Origin of the sequence: Guyparkeria sp. TX1 (genome assembly GCF_046523965.1) — a bacterium.
Classification (GTDB): domain Bacteria; phylum Pseudomonadota; class Gammaproteobacteria; order Halothiobacillales; family Halothiobacillaceae; genus Guyparkeria.
Window position 1 is genome coordinate 264664 of sequence record NZ_CP144142.1, and the last position, 18013, is coordinate 282676.

General features: G+C 64.8%; 13 protein-coding genes. 8 read left to right on the plus strand and 5 right to left on the minus strand.

What is annotated here, in order from left to right; all coding sequences use genetic code 11:
- Positions 1 to 3: 3 nt before the first annotated feature.
- Both VWP12_RS01320 and VWP12_RS01325 read right to left on the minus strand, forming a co-directional pair.
- A complete protein-coding gene (locus VWP12_RS01320) occupies positions 4 to 1287 on the minus strand; it encodes a TRAP transporter large permease (RefSeq protein WP_410474273.1) in 1284 nt (427 codons plus the stop codon).
- Positions 1287 to 1919 (minus strand): TRAP transporter small permease, encoded by a 633-nt coding sequence (locus VWP12_RS01325; RefSeq protein ID WP_410474274.1) that lies wholly within the window; start codon positions 1917 to 1919, stop codon positions 1287 to 1289. The genes VWP12_RS01320 and VWP12_RS01325 overlap by 1 nt, the downstream gene beginning before the upstream one ends.
- A gap of 244 nt (positions 1920 to 2163) precedes the next feature.
- Here VWP12_RS01325 and dctP point away from each other — a divergent pair, with 244 nt between their 5' ends.
- From dctP to pgaD, 7 genes are all read left to right on the plus strand, one after another.
- Entirely contained in the window at positions 2164 to 3228 is a 1065-nt protein-coding gene (gene dctP / locus VWP12_RS01330) for a TRAP transporter substrate-binding protein DctP (protein ID WP_410474275.1), read from the plus strand.
- Between the two features lie 188 nt (positions 3229 to 3416).
- Entirely contained in the window at positions 3417 to 4565 is a 1149-nt protein-coding gene (locus VWP12_RS01335; RefSeq protein WP_410474276.1) for an acetate/propionate family kinase, read from the plus strand.
- A 117-nt stretch (positions 4566 to 4682) separates the two neighbouring features.
- Complete coding sequence (locus VWP12_RS01340) at positions 4683 to 7103, plus strand: phosphoketolase (RefSeq protein WP_410474277.1); 2421 nt, start codon at positions 4683 to 4685, stop codon at positions 7101 to 7103.
- 94 nt (positions 7104 to 7197) lie between these two features.
- Positions 7198 to 9657, plus strand: coding sequence for a poly-beta-1,6 N-acetyl-D-glucosamine export porin PgaA (pgaA, locus tag VWP12_RS01345; RefSeq protein ID WP_410474278.1), 2460 nt, complete (start codon positions 7198 to 7200; stop codon positions 9655 to 9657).
- An 11-nt stretch (positions 9658 to 9668) separates the two neighbouring features.
- On the plus strand, positions 9669 to 11702 hold the full coding sequence (gene pgaB / locus VWP12_RS01350; RefSeq protein WP_410474924.1) for a poly-beta-1,6-N-acetyl-D-glucosamine N-deacetylase PgaB: 2034 nt from the start codon (positions 9669 to 9671) through the stop codon (positions 11700 to 11702).
- Positions 11703 to 11713: 11 nt separating this feature from the next.
- Positions 11714 to 12976 carry a poly-beta-1,6-N-acetyl-D-glucosamine synthase gene (gene pgaC / locus VWP12_RS01355; protein WP_410474279.1) on the plus strand — a complete coding sequence of 421 codons (1263 nt, stop codon included), beginning with the start codon at positions 11714 to 11716 and terminating at the stop codon, positions 12974 to 12976.
- 4 nt (positions 12977 to 12980) lie between these two features.
- Complete coding sequence (gene pgaD / locus VWP12_RS01360; protein WP_410474280.1) at positions 12981 to 13502, plus strand: poly-beta-1,6-N-acetyl-D-glucosamine biosynthesis protein PgaD; 522 nt, start codon at positions 12981 to 12983, stop codon at positions 13500 to 13502.
- Positions 13503 to 13535: 33 nt separating this feature from the next.
- Here pgaD and VWP12_RS01365 read toward each other — a convergent pair whose 3' ends face one another.
- The 3 genes from VWP12_RS01365 to ppx are packed head-to-tail and all read right to left on the minus strand — an operon-like array spanning position 13536 to position 16059.
- Positions 13536 to 14069, minus strand: a complete 534-nt coding sequence (locus VWP12_RS01365; protein ID WP_410474281.1) for a DsrE family protein — start codon at positions 14067 to 14069, stop codon at positions 13536 to 13538.
- A 52-nt stretch (positions 14070 to 14121) separates the two neighbouring features.
- Complete coding sequence (locus VWP12_RS01370; RefSeq protein WP_410474282.1) at positions 14122 to 14535, minus strand: hypothetical protein; 414 nt, start codon at positions 14533 to 14535, stop codon at positions 14122 to 14124.
- A gap of 12 nt (positions 14536 to 14547) precedes the next feature.
- The gene (gene ppx, locus VWP12_RS01375) at positions 14548 to 16059 is read right to left on the minus strand and encodes an exopolyphosphatase (protein ID WP_410474283.1); all 1512 of its coding nucleotides are present in this window, start codon (positions 16057 to 16059) and stop codon (positions 14548 to 14550) included.
- Positions 16060 to 16272: 213 nt separating this feature from the next.
- Between ppx and VWP12_RS01380 the strand changes: the two genes are divergently transcribed.
- Complete coding sequence (locus VWP12_RS01380; RefSeq protein ID WP_410474284.1) at positions 16273 to 17988, plus strand: ShlB/FhaC/HecB family hemolysin secretion/activation protein; 1716 nt, start codon at positions 16273 to 16275, stop codon at positions 17986 to 17988.
- The last annotated feature ends 25 nt before the right edge of the window (positions 17989 to 18013 follow it).

Sequence of the window (18013 nt, forward strand, 5' to 3'; positions counted from 1 at the left end):
GGATCAGTAGAAGGCCAGATCGCGCAGGAACAGCGCGATCTGCGGGAAGGAAATCAGCAGCACCGTCATCGTGATCAGCATGATGATGAACGGCGGCGTGCCTCGGACGATGTCCATGTAGGGTCGTCGGAACACCGCCATCGCGGTGAAGATGTCGTAGCCGAACGGCGGTGTCGCCGAGCCGATCGCCGACTGCAATACCACCAGCGTGCCCACCAGCACCGGGTCGACGCCCGATGCGTGGATGGCCGGCATGAAGATCGGTGTGAGCACAAAAATGGCCACGATCGGATCGACGAACATGCAGGCGACGAAGTAGGACACCGCGATCAGGATCAGCAGGTAGGTCGGGTTCGCCGCGACCTGATCGAGGATCGGCCCGAGGAGCTCCGAAGGGATCTGCGCCAGCGAGATGACCCACGAGAACGCCTGCCCGGCCCCGACGAGGATGAACACCACCGCCGTGATCAGCCCGGTCGACAGCGCGATGCCCGGCAGGTCGGAGAGCTTGATCGAGCGGTAGATCACCATCTCCAGGATCACCGCGTAAAGCACCGACATCGCCGCCGCCTCGGTGGGGCTGAACAGCCCGGAATAGATGCCGCCGAGCACCACCACCGGGAAGCCCATGGGCAGGATCGCCCCGCGCAGGGCCTTCAATCGACCGGCCCAGCCGACGCGCTCCTCCGGCGGGATGCCCCATCGGCGCGAGACGTACCAGCTGTAGACCGAGAACATCAGCATGATCGCCACGCCGGGACCGATACCGGCGATGAACAGCTCGCCGACCGAGACGTTCGCGGCCACCCCGTAGATGATCGCCGCAATCGAGGGGGGTATCAGCAGGGCGATATCCGAGGAGTTGACCAGCAGGGCAAGCGTGAAGCTGTCCTTGTAGCCGGCCTTGAGCATCTTCGGGCGCAGTGCGGTGCCGATCGCCACCACGGTGGCCTGGGTGGAGCCGGAGACCGCCCCGAACAGGGTGCAGGTGACCGCCGTGGTGATCGGCAGCCCGCCGCGGCGGTGGCCGATGAAGGCCCGCACCAGATCCAGCAGGCGATTGGCCGTGTGCCCCTTGGTCATGATGTCGGCGGCGAGGATGAACATCGGCACCGCCACCAGCACCGACGGGCGCACACCGCCGATCATCTGCTGCACCAGCTGGTTTGGGCCCACGTCGGGGAAGGAGACCAGCAGCAATGCCAGCGCGCCGACGATCAGCGGCACCATCATGGGAAAGCCCATCAGGAGCAGCAGGAACATCAGGATGAACATCAGGGTCAGCATCAGCGGCTCTCCTTGCTCGGGTCGATGCTCGAATCATCCCGCTGCTCGCCGCTCTCGGCGGCATTGAGATCGGCTTCCTCGTAGACCTCACGCTCCATGAACGAGCGATAGACCTCCTCGGAGGTCAGGTTGCGCACGGTCGTAAGCAGGTATTGCAGGCCGGCGAGAAACAGCCCGATCGGTACCAGCAGGTAGAGGATCCAGATGGGAATCCCCAGCGACGGGGTCGCCTGGCCGATCGACCGCACCTGCATCTCGTAGATCACCGCGTAGTAGGCCAGATAGAACATCACGGCCGCCGAGCCGGTGGTGATGACGATGTTCGCGCCCTTTCGCCACGGACCCTTGAGCTGGTCGTAGATCGCCGACATGCGGATATTGCGTCCGTGGCGCGCGGCCTTGGCCACCCCAACAAAGGTGATGATCACCAGCAGGGCCTGGTTGATCTCGCCGGCGAACGGCAGCCCCTGCTTGAGGAGGTTGTCGCCCAGCACGTTGGCGATATTGATGGTGGCCATCAACAGGATGGCGCCCGAGAGAACGATGTTCTCGATCCAGCCAATGAGCCAGTCCATGCGGACCAGCGCCCGCCCCGGCAACGACCGGGACAGCTTTCCCTGCGCTTGCGGCATTGGTGTTCCCCTTTTGCGCGAGACGCGCACGTCCCGGAATGACGGCGTCGGTTGACGCGGCCCGACGACCGCTCGATGCCGCCCGACCTTCGCGTAGCAGTGTAGTCGCGCCCGACTTTGCCTGTCCAACGGGCCAGGCGGCGGACGTGCTAAGGTCTTGGGGGACTAGAGTGCCCGCCCGTCGTCGGCGTGCGGGTCGCTTGCACCGTGAACGACAAGCAAAACCCCAGGGAGAGACAACGGTATGCAAAGCACACGATTCCTTCACAAGGGCACGCTCTGGATGGGTGCGTTGGCACTTGCCGCCGGCATGGCACTGTCCGGCTGCGGCCAATCCGACGACGGCGCCGAAAGTGCCGAGGGCGAGCAGGTCTGGCGCTTCGCGCTGGAAGAGACCAAGGGCGGCGTGCAGTGGAAATACGCCGAGAAGTTCAAGGAGGAGATCGAGGCCGCGCACGATAACGTCGAGGTCAAGATCTACCCCTACGGCACGCTGGGTAGTTCGCAGGACATCACCCAGCAGATCCAGAACAACACCATGCAGTTCGCCTTCGCCTCGGCGGGCCACGTCGGCTCGACCATCCCCGAGGCGCAGGCATTCACCCTGCACTTCCTCTTCTCGCAGGACGACTCGGTCAACGAGGAGATCTTCGCTGCCAACCCGGTCGTCCACGAGGAACTGGGCGCGGCCTATAACGAGAAGGGCCTCGAGCTGCTGTCGATCGTCCCCGAGGGCTGGATGGTCTGGAGTGCCAACAAGGCAATCGAAACGCCGGAAGACTTCGAGGGCGTCAAGATCCGCGTCAAGCCGTCCGACCTGTTGCTGGCCACCTACGAAGGCTACGGCGCGAACCCGAAGCCGATGGCCTACTCCGAGATCTACGGCGGCCTGCAGCGTGGCCAGATCGACGCGCAGACCCAGCCGATGTTCGCCATCCGTGACATGAGCTTCTACGAGGTACAGGACTACCTGATCGAGGCACGCAACGCGCAGTTCGTGTCCACCGTGATCACGAGCCCGGGCTTCCTCGAGAGCCTGCCGGAAGACATGCAGGCGAGCGTCAAGGAGACCGTCAAGGAACTCGATCCGTTCATCTGGGACGTGCAGAAGACGCTCAACAGTGAAGCGGCCGAGGAGATCAAGTCCAAGAGCGACATCGAGTTCGTCGAGCTGACCTCCGAGCAGGTCGAGACCTTCCGCGAGAGCGTCGAGCCGGTGTTCGACCAGTACGTCGAGATGGCCGGCCCGCGCGGCGAGAAGATCCTCAAGGCCATCCAGGATGCCGTGGCCGAGGGGAACGACGAGTAACCACTCGCCAAATCCCGAAGCCGATCCTTCCCTCGAGGCGCGCCACCCGGCGCGCCTTTTTTCGTGGCCGTCACACCGAGATTGCGCACAACCTGCTGACAAACCCCGACTTTTCCGGCTAGGATTGAATCGACAGACCTTCCCCAACAGGGGTGGTTTTGCGCACGCTCACGGAGAGGGCCGGATCGATGGCGACAGACGGGCCGGACGACACTCGCTGGCTGGCAATCAATGCCGGCTCGTCCTCGCTCAAGCTGGCGATCTTCGATGCGAGCGGCAACCGGACGCACGCGGTCACGGCCGAAGACCTCGGTGATGGCGGCGGCCCACTCGGCGTGGCTCATTCACACGCGCTCGACGAGTTGCTCACTGCCCTGCCACCGGGTGAGGCCGGGCCGTTCCGAGGCATAGCCCACCGCGTCGTGCATGGCGGCGATCGTTTCGATGCCCCCACGGAAATCGATCAGGCGGTGATCGATGCACTGCACGAGATCGAACCGCTCGCGCCGCTGCACAATCCGCTTGCGGCGGCCTGCATCGAGGCCGCGCGCCGCCTCTTTCCGGAAACGCCCCAGTTTGCTCTGTTCGATACGGCCTTTCACCGGGACCTGCCACCGGAATCACGCGACTACGCCCTGCCGGCCTGGTGCCGGGACGAACTCGGCATCCGCCGCTACGGGTTTCACGGCCTCTCTGCCGCCAATGCCTTGCGCCGCATCGCCGAGGCCACCGGTCACCCGCCAGCTCGACTCAACCTGATCGTGCTGCACCTGGGCAACGGGGCGAGCGTCACGGCCATTCGCGGCGGGCACAGCGTGGCCACCTCGATGGGCATGACCCCGCTGGAGGGCCTGGTCATGGGCACCCGGGCCGGCGACATCGACCCGGCCATCCCCGGCGTGCTCGAGCGGCGCGGCGGCCTGTCGAGCGACGAGGTCGACCAGCTGCTCAATCACGAATCCGGCCTGCTCGGGCTGTGCGGCACGCGCGACATGCGCGAGATCCACGACGCGATCGACCGGGGCAGCGAACAGGCGAGCACTGCCCTGGCGATGTACATCCATCGCATCCGCCATTACCTCGGTGGCTACCTGGTCAATCTGGGGCGGCTCGACGCCCTGGTGTTCACCGGCGGCATTGGCGAACACGACATCGTCGTGCGCGAATCGGTCTGCGAAGGCCTCGGCGTAATGGGTCTGGCGCTCGACCCGGCTGCCAACCGCCAAGATGAGCCCGGGGTGCGGGCCTTGCATCAGCCACACAGCCCCAGCAGCATCTGGGTGGTGCCTGCCGACGAGGAATGGGAAATGATCCGGCAGATACAGGAGATTAGATAAGGTCTGCACGAGTCCGGCATCGCCCTGCGGGCCCGGCGAATCGCCCGTGCCGCCGTGGCATCCGATTCGTGCCGCCCTTGCCCAGCTGACATCCGTTCGACACATCCCGTTGCTCTGATGCGGGGCGTGGGTGCCAACATCCACCTCGAACGAACTCGGCTCCCGGAGAACAAGGCCATGCAGCAAAGCGACATCAAGGCGATCGACGGTTTCTGGCGTGCGGCCAATTACCTGTCCGTGGGACAGATCTACCTGCTGAACAACGCGCTCCTGCGCGAGCCCTTGGCCCCGTCACACATCAAGCCCCGCCTGCTGGGTCATTGGGGTACCACCCCGGGGCTCAATTTCATCTACGCCCACATGAACCACCAGATCGCCGCGCGCGATCTCGACGCGATCTTTCTCACCGGGCCCGGCCACGGTGGCCCGGGGCTGGTCGCCAGTGCCTGGCTCGACGGCACCTACTCGGAGGTCTACCCCAACGTCAGCCGCGACGAGCCGGGCATGCAACGCCTGTTCCGGCAGTTCTCCTTCCCCGGCGGCATTCCCTCGCACGTCGCGCCCGAGACGCCGGGCTCGATCCACGAGGGTGGCGAGTTGGGCTACGTGCTCTCACATGCCTTTGGTGCGGCCTTCGACAACCCGGACCTGGTTGTCTACGCGGTGGTGGGCGACGGTGAGGCCGAGACCGGCCCGCTGGCCACCTCCTGGCACTCGAACAAGTTCCTCGACCCGGTGCATGACGGCGCCGTGTTGCCGATCCTGCACCTCAACGGCTACAAGATCGCCAATCCCACCGTGCTCGCCCGCATCCCGGAAGAGGAGCTCAAGGCGCTGCTGCGCGGCTACGGCTACCAACCGTATTTCGTCAGCGGCGACGACCCCGAGATCATGCATCCGGCGATGATGGAAACGCTCGGCCAGGCGCTCGACGAGATCCACGCCATCCAGCAGCGGGCTCGCCAGGAGGGTGACACCACTCGCCCGCGCTGGCCGATGATCGTGCTGCGCACCCCCAAGGGCTGGACCGGCCCCGAGGAGGTCGATGGCAAGCCGGTTGAGAATACCTGGCGGTCCCACCAGGTCCCGATGAAGCATGTTCGTGAACACACCGCCTATCTCGAGATCCTCGAATCCTGGATGAAGAGCTATCGTCCGGAGGAACTGTTCGACGAACACGGCCAACCGTTAGCCTGGCTGACCGCCCGCACCCCGACCGGCCCGCGGCGTATGTCCGCCAACCCGCACGCCAACGGCGGGCTCTTGTCCCGGCCACTCGACCTGCCCGATTTTCGAGACTACGCGATCGCCGTCGACTCACCGGGCCAGACCCAAGCCGAGTCGACCCGCGCCATGGGCCGCTTCCTGCGCGACGTGATCGAACGCAGCCAGGATTCTCGCAACTTCCGCCTGTTCGGCCCGGACGAAACGTCATCCAATCGGCTCGACGACGTTTTCTCCGTCACCGACCGGGCCTGGAACGCCGAGACACTGCCCACCGACGAGCATCTCGCCCGCGGCGGGCGCGTCATGGAGATCCTCTCGGAACACACCTGCCAAGGTTGGCTCGAAGGCTATTTGCTGACCGGCCGCCATGGCCTGTTCGCCTGCTACGAGGCATTCATCCACATCGTCGACTCGATGTTCAATCAGCACGCCAAGTGGCTGGATACCAGCCGCGACATCCCCTGGCGCGCGCCGGTGCCGTCACTCAACTACCTCCTGACCAGCCACGTCTGGCGCCAGGACCACAACGGCTTCTCGCACCAGGACCCCGGCTTCATCGATCTGGTGGTCAACAAGAAGGCGAGCGTGGTCCGCGTCTACTTCCCACCCGATGCGAACTGCCTGCTGTCGGTGACCGATCACTGCCTGAAAAGCCGCGATTACGTCAACGTGATCGTCGCCGGCAAACAGCCCCAACCCCAGTACTTGGACATGGACGCGGCGATCAAGCACTGCACGGCCGGGGTGTCCATCTGGGAATGGGCCAGCAGCGACGACGGCCTCGAGCCCGACGTGGTGATGGCCTGTGCCGGCGACGTGCCCACCGAGGAAATCCTCGCCGCCACCGACCTGCTGCGCCGCCACCTGCCCGAGCTGCGCGTGCGGGTGGTCAACGTGGTCGACCTGATGAAACTCCAGCCCGAGAGCGAGCACCCGCACGGCCTGTCGGATAGCGCCTTCGACTCGCTCTTCACCTTAGATCGGCCGGTGGTCTTCGCCTATCACGGCTACCCGTGGCTGATCCATCGCCTGACCTACCGGCGCACCAACCACCACAACCTGCATGTGCGCGGCTACAAGGAGGAAGGCACGACCACCACCCCGTTCGACATGGCGGTGAAGAACGAGATCGACCGCTACCATCTGGTCATCGACGTGATCGAGCGCGTCCCCGGGCTCAAGGTCCGCGGCGCCCACCTGCGCCAGCAGATGGAACAGCGGCTGATCGAGCACGAGCAGTACATCCGCGAACACGGCGAGGACATGCCTGAGATTCGAGACTGGCGCTGGCCCAGCGTCACGGGGCGCTGACAGTCCAACCGTCGCTATCCCGCACGATGATTCGGCGTTGCCCGACCGATTCTGTAATATAACGACAAACAGATTAAACCGGACAGGGAGAGGCATGGGAAGGGACAAGAACGGTGTCGTCCGAATTCGCCCCGCTGCCGGGCTCCTCCTCGCTTCACTCTTGCTGGTTGCCCCACCCGAGCTCCTCCTGGCCAACGAGCTAGCCGAGTCCAGCCGGACGGCGGCCGTGGCTCTAGCCCACGAAGGCCAGATTGAACGCGCCATCGCACGCCTGGAAGAGCTCGATGCCGCCCATCCGGGTGACCCCCGCATCCTCGCCGATCTACTCATCCTTTACCGCCGGGCCGGCGATAACGTCGCCATCCTCAAGCGCACAGCCGACCTTTCCCCCACCGACATACCAGAATACGCCCACCCTGCCTGGGCCGGCGCCCTGCGTGATGCCCGGCAATTCGAGCACGCAGCCGCCGTGCTACGCGACTCCCATCGCCAGCTCGGCATCCCGGGACGAGTGCGCTACGGAGTAGTCAGCGCAGAGGCCGGCGACACGACCACGGCTATCGAGGTTCTCGGCGACATTGACCCGCTGCCCGAGTCCGCGCGCGAAGTGGCGATGATGGCCTACGGCATGCGCCTATCCGGGCAGGCCCGTGCTGCACTGGCGCTGGCCAACAAGGCCCGGCGGATCAACCCCGACGCGGGGCTACCTTACGTGGAACAGACCTTGGCTCTCTGGCAACTGGGTGCCGCCGAACGTGCACTGAAGGCCGTCGAGGCACGCCCGGCCCGGTTCGAACCCGACGTCCGACTGCAGATCGAAGCCGACGCCATTGCAGCCGACATCCGACAGGCGGTCGCTCGGCGAGACCAATTGCTCGCAGACGCTCGACCGCAAGCGGCCGACGCGATCATGAAAGCCCCACAGCAGCGGCTGGATACCTTTATCGAACGCGCCCCCACGGACCACCCGCAACACCACCGCGCGCTCTACGACCGAATCTACCTGCTGCGGCAAAGAGAGCGGATGCCTGAAGCCATCGCCAGCTGGGAAGCCTTGCCGACCGATTTGGCACCGCCACCATTCGCACGACGGGCCGCCGCGGATGCCTATCTGGCAGAGGAACAGCCCGAAGTGGCACTACCCTTGTACGAATCGCTGCTGCCAGCCCAAGGGCCAGCCGACCTTAGGCTGCTACTCGATCTCTACTACACACTGATTGCGCTGGAAGACTACGGGCGGGCGGCCGAGTTGCGAGATCAGGCGGACAGGACACCCGCGTGGCTTACTATTGCCCCCGGGAGAGAACCCGCCGCCAATTGGGAACGGGTCGATGTCGACCAGCTTTTGGTCAACGATTCCGCCTATCGCCAACAGGATGCCGAGGCCTGGTGGCGCAGTGGCGGACTGGTCAGCACCGCCCCTGCGCATGCGGGTCTCTGGAGTCAGCGCGCCCAGATCGCCCGCTGGCGAGGCTGGCCCGAACGGGCCACGACATTCACGGAACGAGCCGAGGCCTGGGCCCCGGAAGCGCTGGAAACGCGGCTTGCGCGCGCCAGCGTTGCCCGCGACCTCGGTCACTGGGATGTCTGGGAGACGAAGGTCAACCGGCTGGCAGAGGACTTCCCTCACGACGTCCGCGTCCGGCGACACCTTGACGAGCTCGACGACCGCAATCGCTTCTCGATCGAAAGCGAGGTCACCGTCGGCCGCACCCGTGGTGGCGACGCACTGGTCTCCGGCAACGACGATCAGAGCTGGCGCACGCGGCTGAACTCGCCCTGGTCGGGACATGGCATCCGGGCCTTCATCGAGCACCGCCGTGAAACGGCCACTTATGAAGACACCGAAGGCATGCAAGACCGGGTCGCTGTGGGCGTCGAATGGGCGGCCGATCGCAAGCAGGCCTGGGCGGCCGTGCATCGCAACCGCCTCGGCACTGCCGAGCCCGGAGTGGCCGCCGGTTGGTCGCAGTGGCTCAACGACCACTGGCAGTTGAGCGTCGAGGGCGACTCTCATTCCATGGAGACGCCCTTGCGTGCCACGGAGGCCGGCCTTGAGGGCTGGTCGGCGAACGCCTCAATTGACTGGCGCGCTTCCGAATCCTTGTCGGCCTACGCCAGCACCGGTCTGCTCTCCATCGACGACGGCAATCGCCGGTTGTCGCTGGGCACCGGCGTGACCCGCCGGGTTTTGGCTGGGCCGCACCACTCTACCGACCTGGGCGGCGACCTCTTCTACCAGCACAACAGCCAGCCGGACGGGCCGTACTACAACCCAGAAAATTCCAGCAGCGCCTCGGTGCGAATCGACCACGACTGGATCACCTGGCGCCGCTACGATCGCGCCTTCACTCAGCATTTCCATGCTGCTACGGGCATCGGATACCAGGCCGATTTCGGCAGCGACCCCGTGATCGAGCTGCGCTACGAGCACCGCTGGAACCTCAACCGACGCTGGGCGGTGCGTTACGGCGTGGGCTGGTCCAGCATGGCCTATGACGGTGAGCGCGAGCGTCGGCTTTACGGCCTGTTCGGGGTAGAGGGGATCTTCTGATGACACGCTGGATGACACGACTCAGCCTCCTGATCACCGGCCTGCTGCTCACCGGCAACGCCTTGGCCGCCTTTCCCGAAGTGCCGGACGGCGAGTTCATGGCCCTTTGCTATCACGATGTCCGCGATGACGTGATTGCGGGACGCGATGCCGATCCTTACGCCGTCAGCACCGCTCGCCTGGTCGCATGGTTCGACTGGATGGCCGCTAACGGTTGGCAACCGGTCTCGCTGGATCAGATTGCCGAGGCGCGGTCAGGCGGCACACAACTGCCGGAGAACGCTGTATTACTGACATTCGATGATGGTCTGGCCAGCCTACACAGCCATGTCTTTCCGTTGCTGGAGGCCTTCGATTACCCCGCCCTGTTCGCACTACAGACCGGCTGGCTGGAGACCGTCTGGCAAGGCAGCGAAATTACGTACACACCAGAAAACTTCGGTGACAACTCAGCGGAAGTAAAGAAGACCGTCACCACGGTTACCTACAATAACCAACCCCTCGGGGCCGAAGGATTCGTCACTCCGGCCCAGATCAGGGAAATGCAAGATTCCGGTCTGGTCGAGTTCGCCAGCCACAGCCACGACCTGCACCGCGGCATCCTTGGTAATCCGCAGGGCAACAGCCAACCGGCGGCCATCACCCGACGCTTCCACCCAGAGACTGGCGAATACGAGAGCGACGCGGCCTTCCGCCAGCGCATACGAGAGGATCTTCAAAGCAGCCGGGCAATGATCGAATCGCTGACCGGGCGGGCACCCCGCGCCATCGTCTGGCCCTACGGCGCGCATAGTCGGGAAGTGGACGCCATCGCCGCCGAAGTCGGTATGCCCTGGTCGTTCTCGCTAGGGGGCACACCGCTAAACACACCGCAGGCGGAAACGTTTTCCCGAGCACTATTGATGGACGATCCTGACCCCGTCGAGGTCGCCAGCGCAGCACGCCCGGCTGGCGAGCATCCAATTAACCAGCCCTCGCCACAACGCGCGGTGCATGTCGACCTCGACTACGTCTACGACCCCGATCCGAGCCAGACCAATAGCAATCTCGGGATATTGCTTGACCGCATCAAGGCCATGGAGGTCCGCACGGTCTATCTGCAAGCTTTCGCCGATCCCGACGGGGACGGCAATGCCGCCGAGGTGTATTTCCCCAATCGGCATCTGCCGGTGCGGGCCGACTTGTTCAACCGCGTAGCCTGGCAACTGCGCACCCGCGCGGGCGTGCGGGTCTATGCCTGGATGCCTCTGCTGGCCTTCGATCTTCCTGATGCCGAACGCAAGCGGGGACTGTCCGTCAGCCGAGTTGGCTCCGACGGTAAGGCCGTACCGGCCCAAGCGGACTACCGACGGCTGAGCCCCTTTCTACCTGAGTCCGAGCAAATTGTCGGCGAAATCTATGCCGACCTCGGCCGCGCGGCCAGCGGGATTGCCGGGGTGCTGATCCACGACGACGCCTACCTTGCCGCCCACGAGGACCAGAGCGCCTGCCGCAGCGAGGCGCAATGGCCCGGCACGAACACCCCAATCACCGACTGCGACCTGACCCCGAAACGCAAGACGCAGGCCCTGATCGATTTCGGCAAGGCGGTTACGCAACGGCTTGCGTACCAGGTCAACCATTCCCTCGACTTTCGGGTGGGACGCAACCTTTATGCCCGGGTAGTGCTCGATCCAAGCGCCGAGGCCCGCTTTGCCCAATCGCTGCCGGCATTCCTGGAGGCCTACGACGAGACGGTCCTCATGGCCATGCCTTGGCTCGATGGAACAGAACTGCCAGCCGACGTGTGGCTCGACCAGCTCGCGGAGGCTGTCGAGTCGCAGGCCGGCAGTTTCGAGAACGTGGTCTTCGAGCTACAGGCACGCGACTGGCGCGGCGAGGGACGATGGGTGGCCAGCGAAACCCTGCGCGACTGGATGGAGCGTCTCATGCGCCGCGGAGTACTGAATCTGGCCTACTACCCGGATGATTTCCTCAACGATCGCCCCCGCCTCGCACCCACCCGGGAAGGCATTTCCCTCAATGCCTTCCCGCATCGGCGATAGGGGGCCAGGGCATGAACATCAACTGGCTGCTCGACTTCGTGTTCTTCTACCCCCTGGTAATGGCATGGGTGTGGATGATCGGCGGCACTTGGTACTTCTTCCGCTGGGAACGTAGGAAGCATGGCGACCCGGACCACCCGCCGCCGAGCGGACGTACTCCGCCCTGCAGCATCATCATTCCGTGCTTTGACGAAGCCACGGACATTCGGGATACCGTCCACTACGCCCACGCGAGCGAATACCCGGAGTTCGAGATCATCGTCGTCAACGACGGCAGCGAGGACGACACCGGCCGTATACTCGAGGAATTGACCGAGGAATACCCGCGACTGCGGGTGGTACACCTGGCGACCAACCAAGGCAAGGCCATCGCATTGCGCACCGGCGCTCTTGCCGCCAAGCACGAGTTCCTGATCGGCATCGACGGCGATGCCTTGCTCCACCCCAAGGCGGTGGCCTGGATGATGTTCCATCTTGCCTCGGGGCCGCGCGTTGGGGCGGTCACCGGCAATCCACGCATCCTCAACCGCAGTACCCTGCTGGGCAAGCTGCAGGTGGGCGAGTTCTCGGCGACCATTGGCCTGATCAAGCGTGCCCAACGGGTCTATGGACGGATCTTCACCGTCTCTGGCGTTATCGCCGGCTTTCGCCGCACCGCACTCGACCGTGTCGGCTACTGGAGCAGCGACATGGTCACCGAGGACATCGACATTTCGTGGCGGCTGCAGCTCGACCATTGGGACATCCGCTACGAGCCCAACGCGTTGTGCTATATCTACATGCCCGAGACGCTACGCGGGCTGTGGCGACAACGTCTGCGCTGGGCCCAAGGCGGCGTGGAAACAGTGCTCAGACATTCCGGCAGTCTGCTCAAGTGGACCAAGCGGCGGCTCTGGGCGGTGGCCATCGAGTACATCGTCAGCATCCTCTGGGCCTATGCCATGGCTGCTGTACTGGTCATCTACCTGCTAGGCGTAATCGTCGACCTGCCATCGGGCTGGGGCGGCCCGAGCATCATCCCGCAGTGGGCGGGTGTCATCCTCGGCATCACCGCACTGCTGCAGTTTCTGGTCAGCCTGATGATCGATCGGCGCTACGAGATCGATCGACGCTTCTTTCGCAACTACTTCTGGGTGATCTGGTATCCGCTGGCCTTCTGGCTCCTGTCGATGACCACCACCGTGGTGGCTCTACCCAAGGCCATACTTAAACGGACAGGCGAGCGGGCCCGCTGGGTCAGTCCCGATCGTGGGCTGCGGCCACCGAAGGAATGAGGTGATGAAACGTTCCCGCCCCCGCGTTCCGGAAATCATCGAACGCAACGACTTGGAATCCACCGGCAAGCGGCGTGTGGGCCAGTTCGTCAGCTTGGTCGCCTGGGTGGTCTGGATCTACCTGTTCACGCCACTTATTGCCCTGATTGGCTGGGCGCTGGGCGTTGGATTGTTCGAGCGCTACATCCTCGACGATCCCATGGGCACCCTCGAGGCTATGCAAGTCTACGTGCTGGTAATCCTTAGCGCCGGGCTGATTTTCATCGGCTGGGCAAGCTACAACTGGCTGCGTTTTCACAATCGCGAGCGACGCCATGAGCCGCCACCGGTCAGTGCCAACGAGCTAGCGCACCGATTCCACATTTCCCCGGAAGACGCTAGGGAGATCGAATACCAGCGCATCGTGACCGTGCATTTCAACGACGATGCCGAAATCATCGAGATCATCCACGAAAAGCCAACCGATTCAGATACCGACCGGACGACCGCACTCGCCTCGCCGAACGCCGTCCCATCAAGCAGCTGAATGCCACGAGGCAAAGGGGCCCGGCAAACCAAGTTACTGGATCTTCAGATAGGCGTAGCCATCACGCTGCAGATCGGCGATCTTGGCCACACCGGAACCCACCAGGCCGATGCCCTCGTAGAGCTTGTCCTCCGACAGGCCGATCTCGTTGCGGGTGACGTCACAGAGATGCACCTTGACCTCGCGAACGTCAATCAGCGTCTGGAGTCGTCCCTTGAGTTCGTCGCGGCGCTCGTCGAGCGCCTCGTCGGCCGCGTAGGGCGTGCCTTCCAGCGGATCGTCGGTGGCAAACCGGATGCCGAAACCGACCAGCACCAGGTGTACGTCCCAGGGCAGGAGCTTCTGCTCAGCATCGTTGATCAGGTTATTGATCGAGGTGAGCGTGGCGGAGTAACGGGTGGGATCGGCAAAATCGACGTGGTAAACGACCCGCTGAGTGTCATCGGCGTGCACCGCGCCCTGCGCCGACAATGCCAGTGCCGTCGCGGCCAGCGATAGGGTGATCAGGCGCGTGAGGCGTCGGGCCATGGTTGCCCCATGACCCAGAAAATAGGAAAAAGCAGTCATTCCTTTGCTCCCTGTTGCGAGGTGGACAGGGAGCATAGCCGAACATCGACGGTCAACGCCTAGGAGGCACGCTACGACGATCGGGATACTGGCGTTGGGTATGCACGGCCAGCGCGTTGGCGAGATCGACCTCCGGGTTCTCGGCGCAGAAGGTCAGTACCGCCATCTTCGCCGTGGAGGCGGGCTTGCCGGCCTGGATATCGTAGGTATTGCGAAGAATCACGTTGCTCGCGGTGAGATAGCCGGCGATGAAGCCATCCAACTGCCCCTGGCTGCCCGGATGATTCCCCTCGGCGACCGCCACGGCATCCGCACAGGACCAGTTGCCCGGACCGAAGGCGACAAAGCGCCCCTCGACACTCTTGGCGATCGCCGGCGACGGCATGAGTGCCAACGCCACCGCGGCCACCAAGGCCGTGAGCAGCACGCAGTGAACCCCAACGCGCGTTTGATCCGTCCGTGTCATGTCTCGCCCCGCCTACCCGAATTGCAGCTGAAAGCCGCAGTTGGCGATATAGGCCTGCTCGCGCTCGAGGTCAGCCACCGTCAGCGGATGATCGTCGAGCCAGCCCGAGGCGAACGTCAGCTCGAGTTGGTCGCCGTCGGCCCTGGCGCTCACCTGGGCGGGGGCAATGCCCTCGCCCCGGTCGCGGTGGAACAGCACGGCCAGGCGCAGGATGACCGCCAGGCGCATCCCCAGCGGGCGCATGTCCTCGTCGAGCGACTCGAAGCGCGATGGCTTGAACTTGCGACGGTGGGCATGCACCAGGGCGGCCACCGCGGCCTGGGCCGTTCGGGTCAGCCCGGGCATGTCGGCGTGCTCCAGCACGTAGGCGCCATGGTGGTGGTAGCCGGAATGGGAAATCGCCAGGCCGACCTCGTGGACACGCGCGGCGACGTCCAGCCAGGTGGCCAACGGCAAGGCCTCGCTGGTCTCGTCGCTGGTCGCGCCCCAGTTTTCCTCGACCTGACGCCACAAGGCCGCGGTGGTCGACGCCACGCGCTCGGCGTGGGTCGCATCGACGTTGAACATGCGCTGCAACCGCCCGACGGTCAGGTCGCGCACGTCGTCGAAGTCCTCGCGCTCGACCCAGTCGTAGATCAGCCCCTCGCGCAGCGCGCCATCGGAGATCGCCATGCGCTCGATGCCGAGTGCCTCGAACACCGCGCGCATCGCCACTAACCCGCCGACGAACACCGGCTTGCGGTCGTCGGACAATCCGTCGAGTGAGAGTTTGCCGAGGTTGCCGGCCTTGAGCACTGCCTTGCGAAGCGCGTCCAGCCCGGCCAGCGTCAGGCTGCCATCGCCCCAGCCGTTCGCCTCGGCCACCGTGGCCAATGACCGTGCCGTGCCACTGCTGCCCACGGCACGCGCCCAACCCAGCTCGCGGTAAGCGCGCTGGTAGCTCATCAGCTCCAGCTCGGCGCGGCGCTCGGCCTTGAGCATGCGGGTTTTGTCGTATTTGCCGTCGCTGAAATGGTCGTTGGTCAGCCGCACGCAACCGAGCGGCACGCTCTCCATGCGCACCGGCTCGAAACCTTCACCGATGATCAGCTCGGTCGAGCCGCCACCGATGTCGATCACCAGCCGTCGACCGTCGGCCGGCACGTCGCTGTGGGCCACGCCGAGGTACACCAACCGCGCCTCCTCGCGCCCGCCGATAATTTCGATCGGGTGCCCGATGGCCCGCTGCGCACGGCGGATGAACGTCGCGCCATTCTTCGCCGCCCGCAAGGTGTTCGTCCCGACGATACGCACCCGCCCCCGGGGCATGCCCGACAAGCGCTGCCCGAATCGTCGCAGGCAGTCCAGCCCGCGCTCGATCGCCGCACTGGAGAGATAACCGTGCTCGTCCAGCCCGCCGGCCAAGCGCACCATCTCCTTCATCCGGTCGATGACCTGCAACTGCCCCGCCTCGACCCGGGCGACCAGCATGTGAAAACTGTTGGACCCCAGGTCCACCGAGGCGATGACTTCTCCGTCCTGCATGGGCATAGCGTCCCGGCTGCGCGTCGCCTCGCGGGGGTGCAAGGCGAACCTCTGAATGGCTTAACGCCGCGCCAATGCGGCAACTGCTCGCATTATGTCGATTTTACTTCCGGCCAGAAACCCTATCGGGTCAGCACTTGCCAAAGCCAACCAGATTGATTAGCTTGCCCATCATCAACTGAACATCCACACACCATCTCAAGGACGAGAGACGTGGAACTTCCCCGATGCCGCCGAGGCGGCTTCGGCCGGCACATGGCATGGATCGCCGTGTTGCTGGCAGGAGCTGGCTCGCCGCCTGCCGCCGCGCAGGCCACCAGCCCGACCGACGAGTCGCTCCGCCAACAGGAGCGACAGCATGACCTGCGCGAGCGGCTCGAAACCGACCCCGACGTGCGCTTGCCGCGCGAGACGCGCCCCACTTCCCGACTCCCCGCCAACGAAACGCCCTGTGTCGAGATCGACCGGATCCGTCTGTCCGGTGAGCCTCGACCGATTTTCGAGCGCGCCCTCCAGAACGCCCTGAGCAATCTGGATTGGCACCGCGGACGCTGTCTGGGCAGGCAGGGCATTCGCACGATCGTGCGCGAAGCCCAGCAGCAACTGATCGACGCGGGGCTGATCACCACCCGAGTGAGCGTACCGCCCCAGGAGCTCGCCGGGGGCCAGCTATTACTGACGATCTTGCCCGGCCGGGTCGGTGCGATTCGCCCCAGTGACCGATCCGACGAACGCGCCCGACCACACCCGGCCTTCCCCACCCACCGCGGGGCCTTGCTCAATCTGCGCGACCTCGAGCAGGGGCTGGAAAACCTGGAGCGGCTCGACAGCGTCACCGCCGACATCGCCATCGAACCCGGCAAAGCGGCTGGCGAAAGCGACATCGTGGTCGACTGGCAACAAAGCGTTCCCCTGCGGCTCTCGCTCTCCATCGACGATTCGGGCAGCGACGCGACCGGCCGGTTCCTAGGCACCGCGACACTATTCGGCGATCACCTGTTCGGCCTTAACGGCCTGTTCTACGCGAGCGTCACTCGTGATCTGGGCTTGGCAAACCGAGACCGCCCGGGAAGCTCCGACTCGTACGCCATGCACTACTCCGCTCCGTTCGGTTACTGGCGTTTCGGCGCCACCACCAGCCGGTTTTCCTACTACCAGACGATCGCCGGCCTTGACCGGAATTACCGCTACAGCGGCACCGGCGAACGAAAGGAAATCGAGATCTCCCGGGTGGTGCATCGTTCTCAAGCCGGCCGTACGGCTCTCAAGGCGACCGGGTGGCTGCAGACGTTCTCCAATGCGATAGACCAGACCCGAATCACCGTGCAGGAACGCCGCATGGCCGGCTATTCGCTGGGCGTCGCCCACCGACACTTCCTTGGTCGAGCCACGTTGAATCTCGCGGTGAACCACCGCTGGGGCACCGGCATGCTTGGGGCCCACCCGGCACCCGAGGAGGACTTTGGCGAAGGGACCGCCCGAGCCCGCATCACGACGCTGGACGCCCGGCTGGACGCACCCTTCGTGCTGGGCGAGCATCCCCTTCGCTACCGCGGGCGGATTCGAGGTCAGTTCAATCACACCCGCCTGATTCCGCAGGATCGATTCGCCATCGGCAGCCGCCACTCAGTGCGTGGCTTTGGTGGCGAGCTGTTGCTCAGCGGCGATCGCGGTGCGTTCTGGCGCAACGAGCTGCACCTCGAACTCGCCGGTCCTCTGCACCCGTACCTCGCGCTCGACGCCGGGCGCGTGGGCGGAGCGTCGGCTAACGATCTCCCCGGCAAGCATCTGGTCGGGGCGGCGTTCGGCCTGCAATGGCGCTGGAAAAACACCTGGATCGATGCCTGGGCGGCACGCGCCATGGATCGGCCGTCCGCCTATCCGGATCCCGGGCTGCAGGCCGGCTTTCAGGCCGGCATCCACTTCTGATATCGACCACGAGTGCACGACAAGG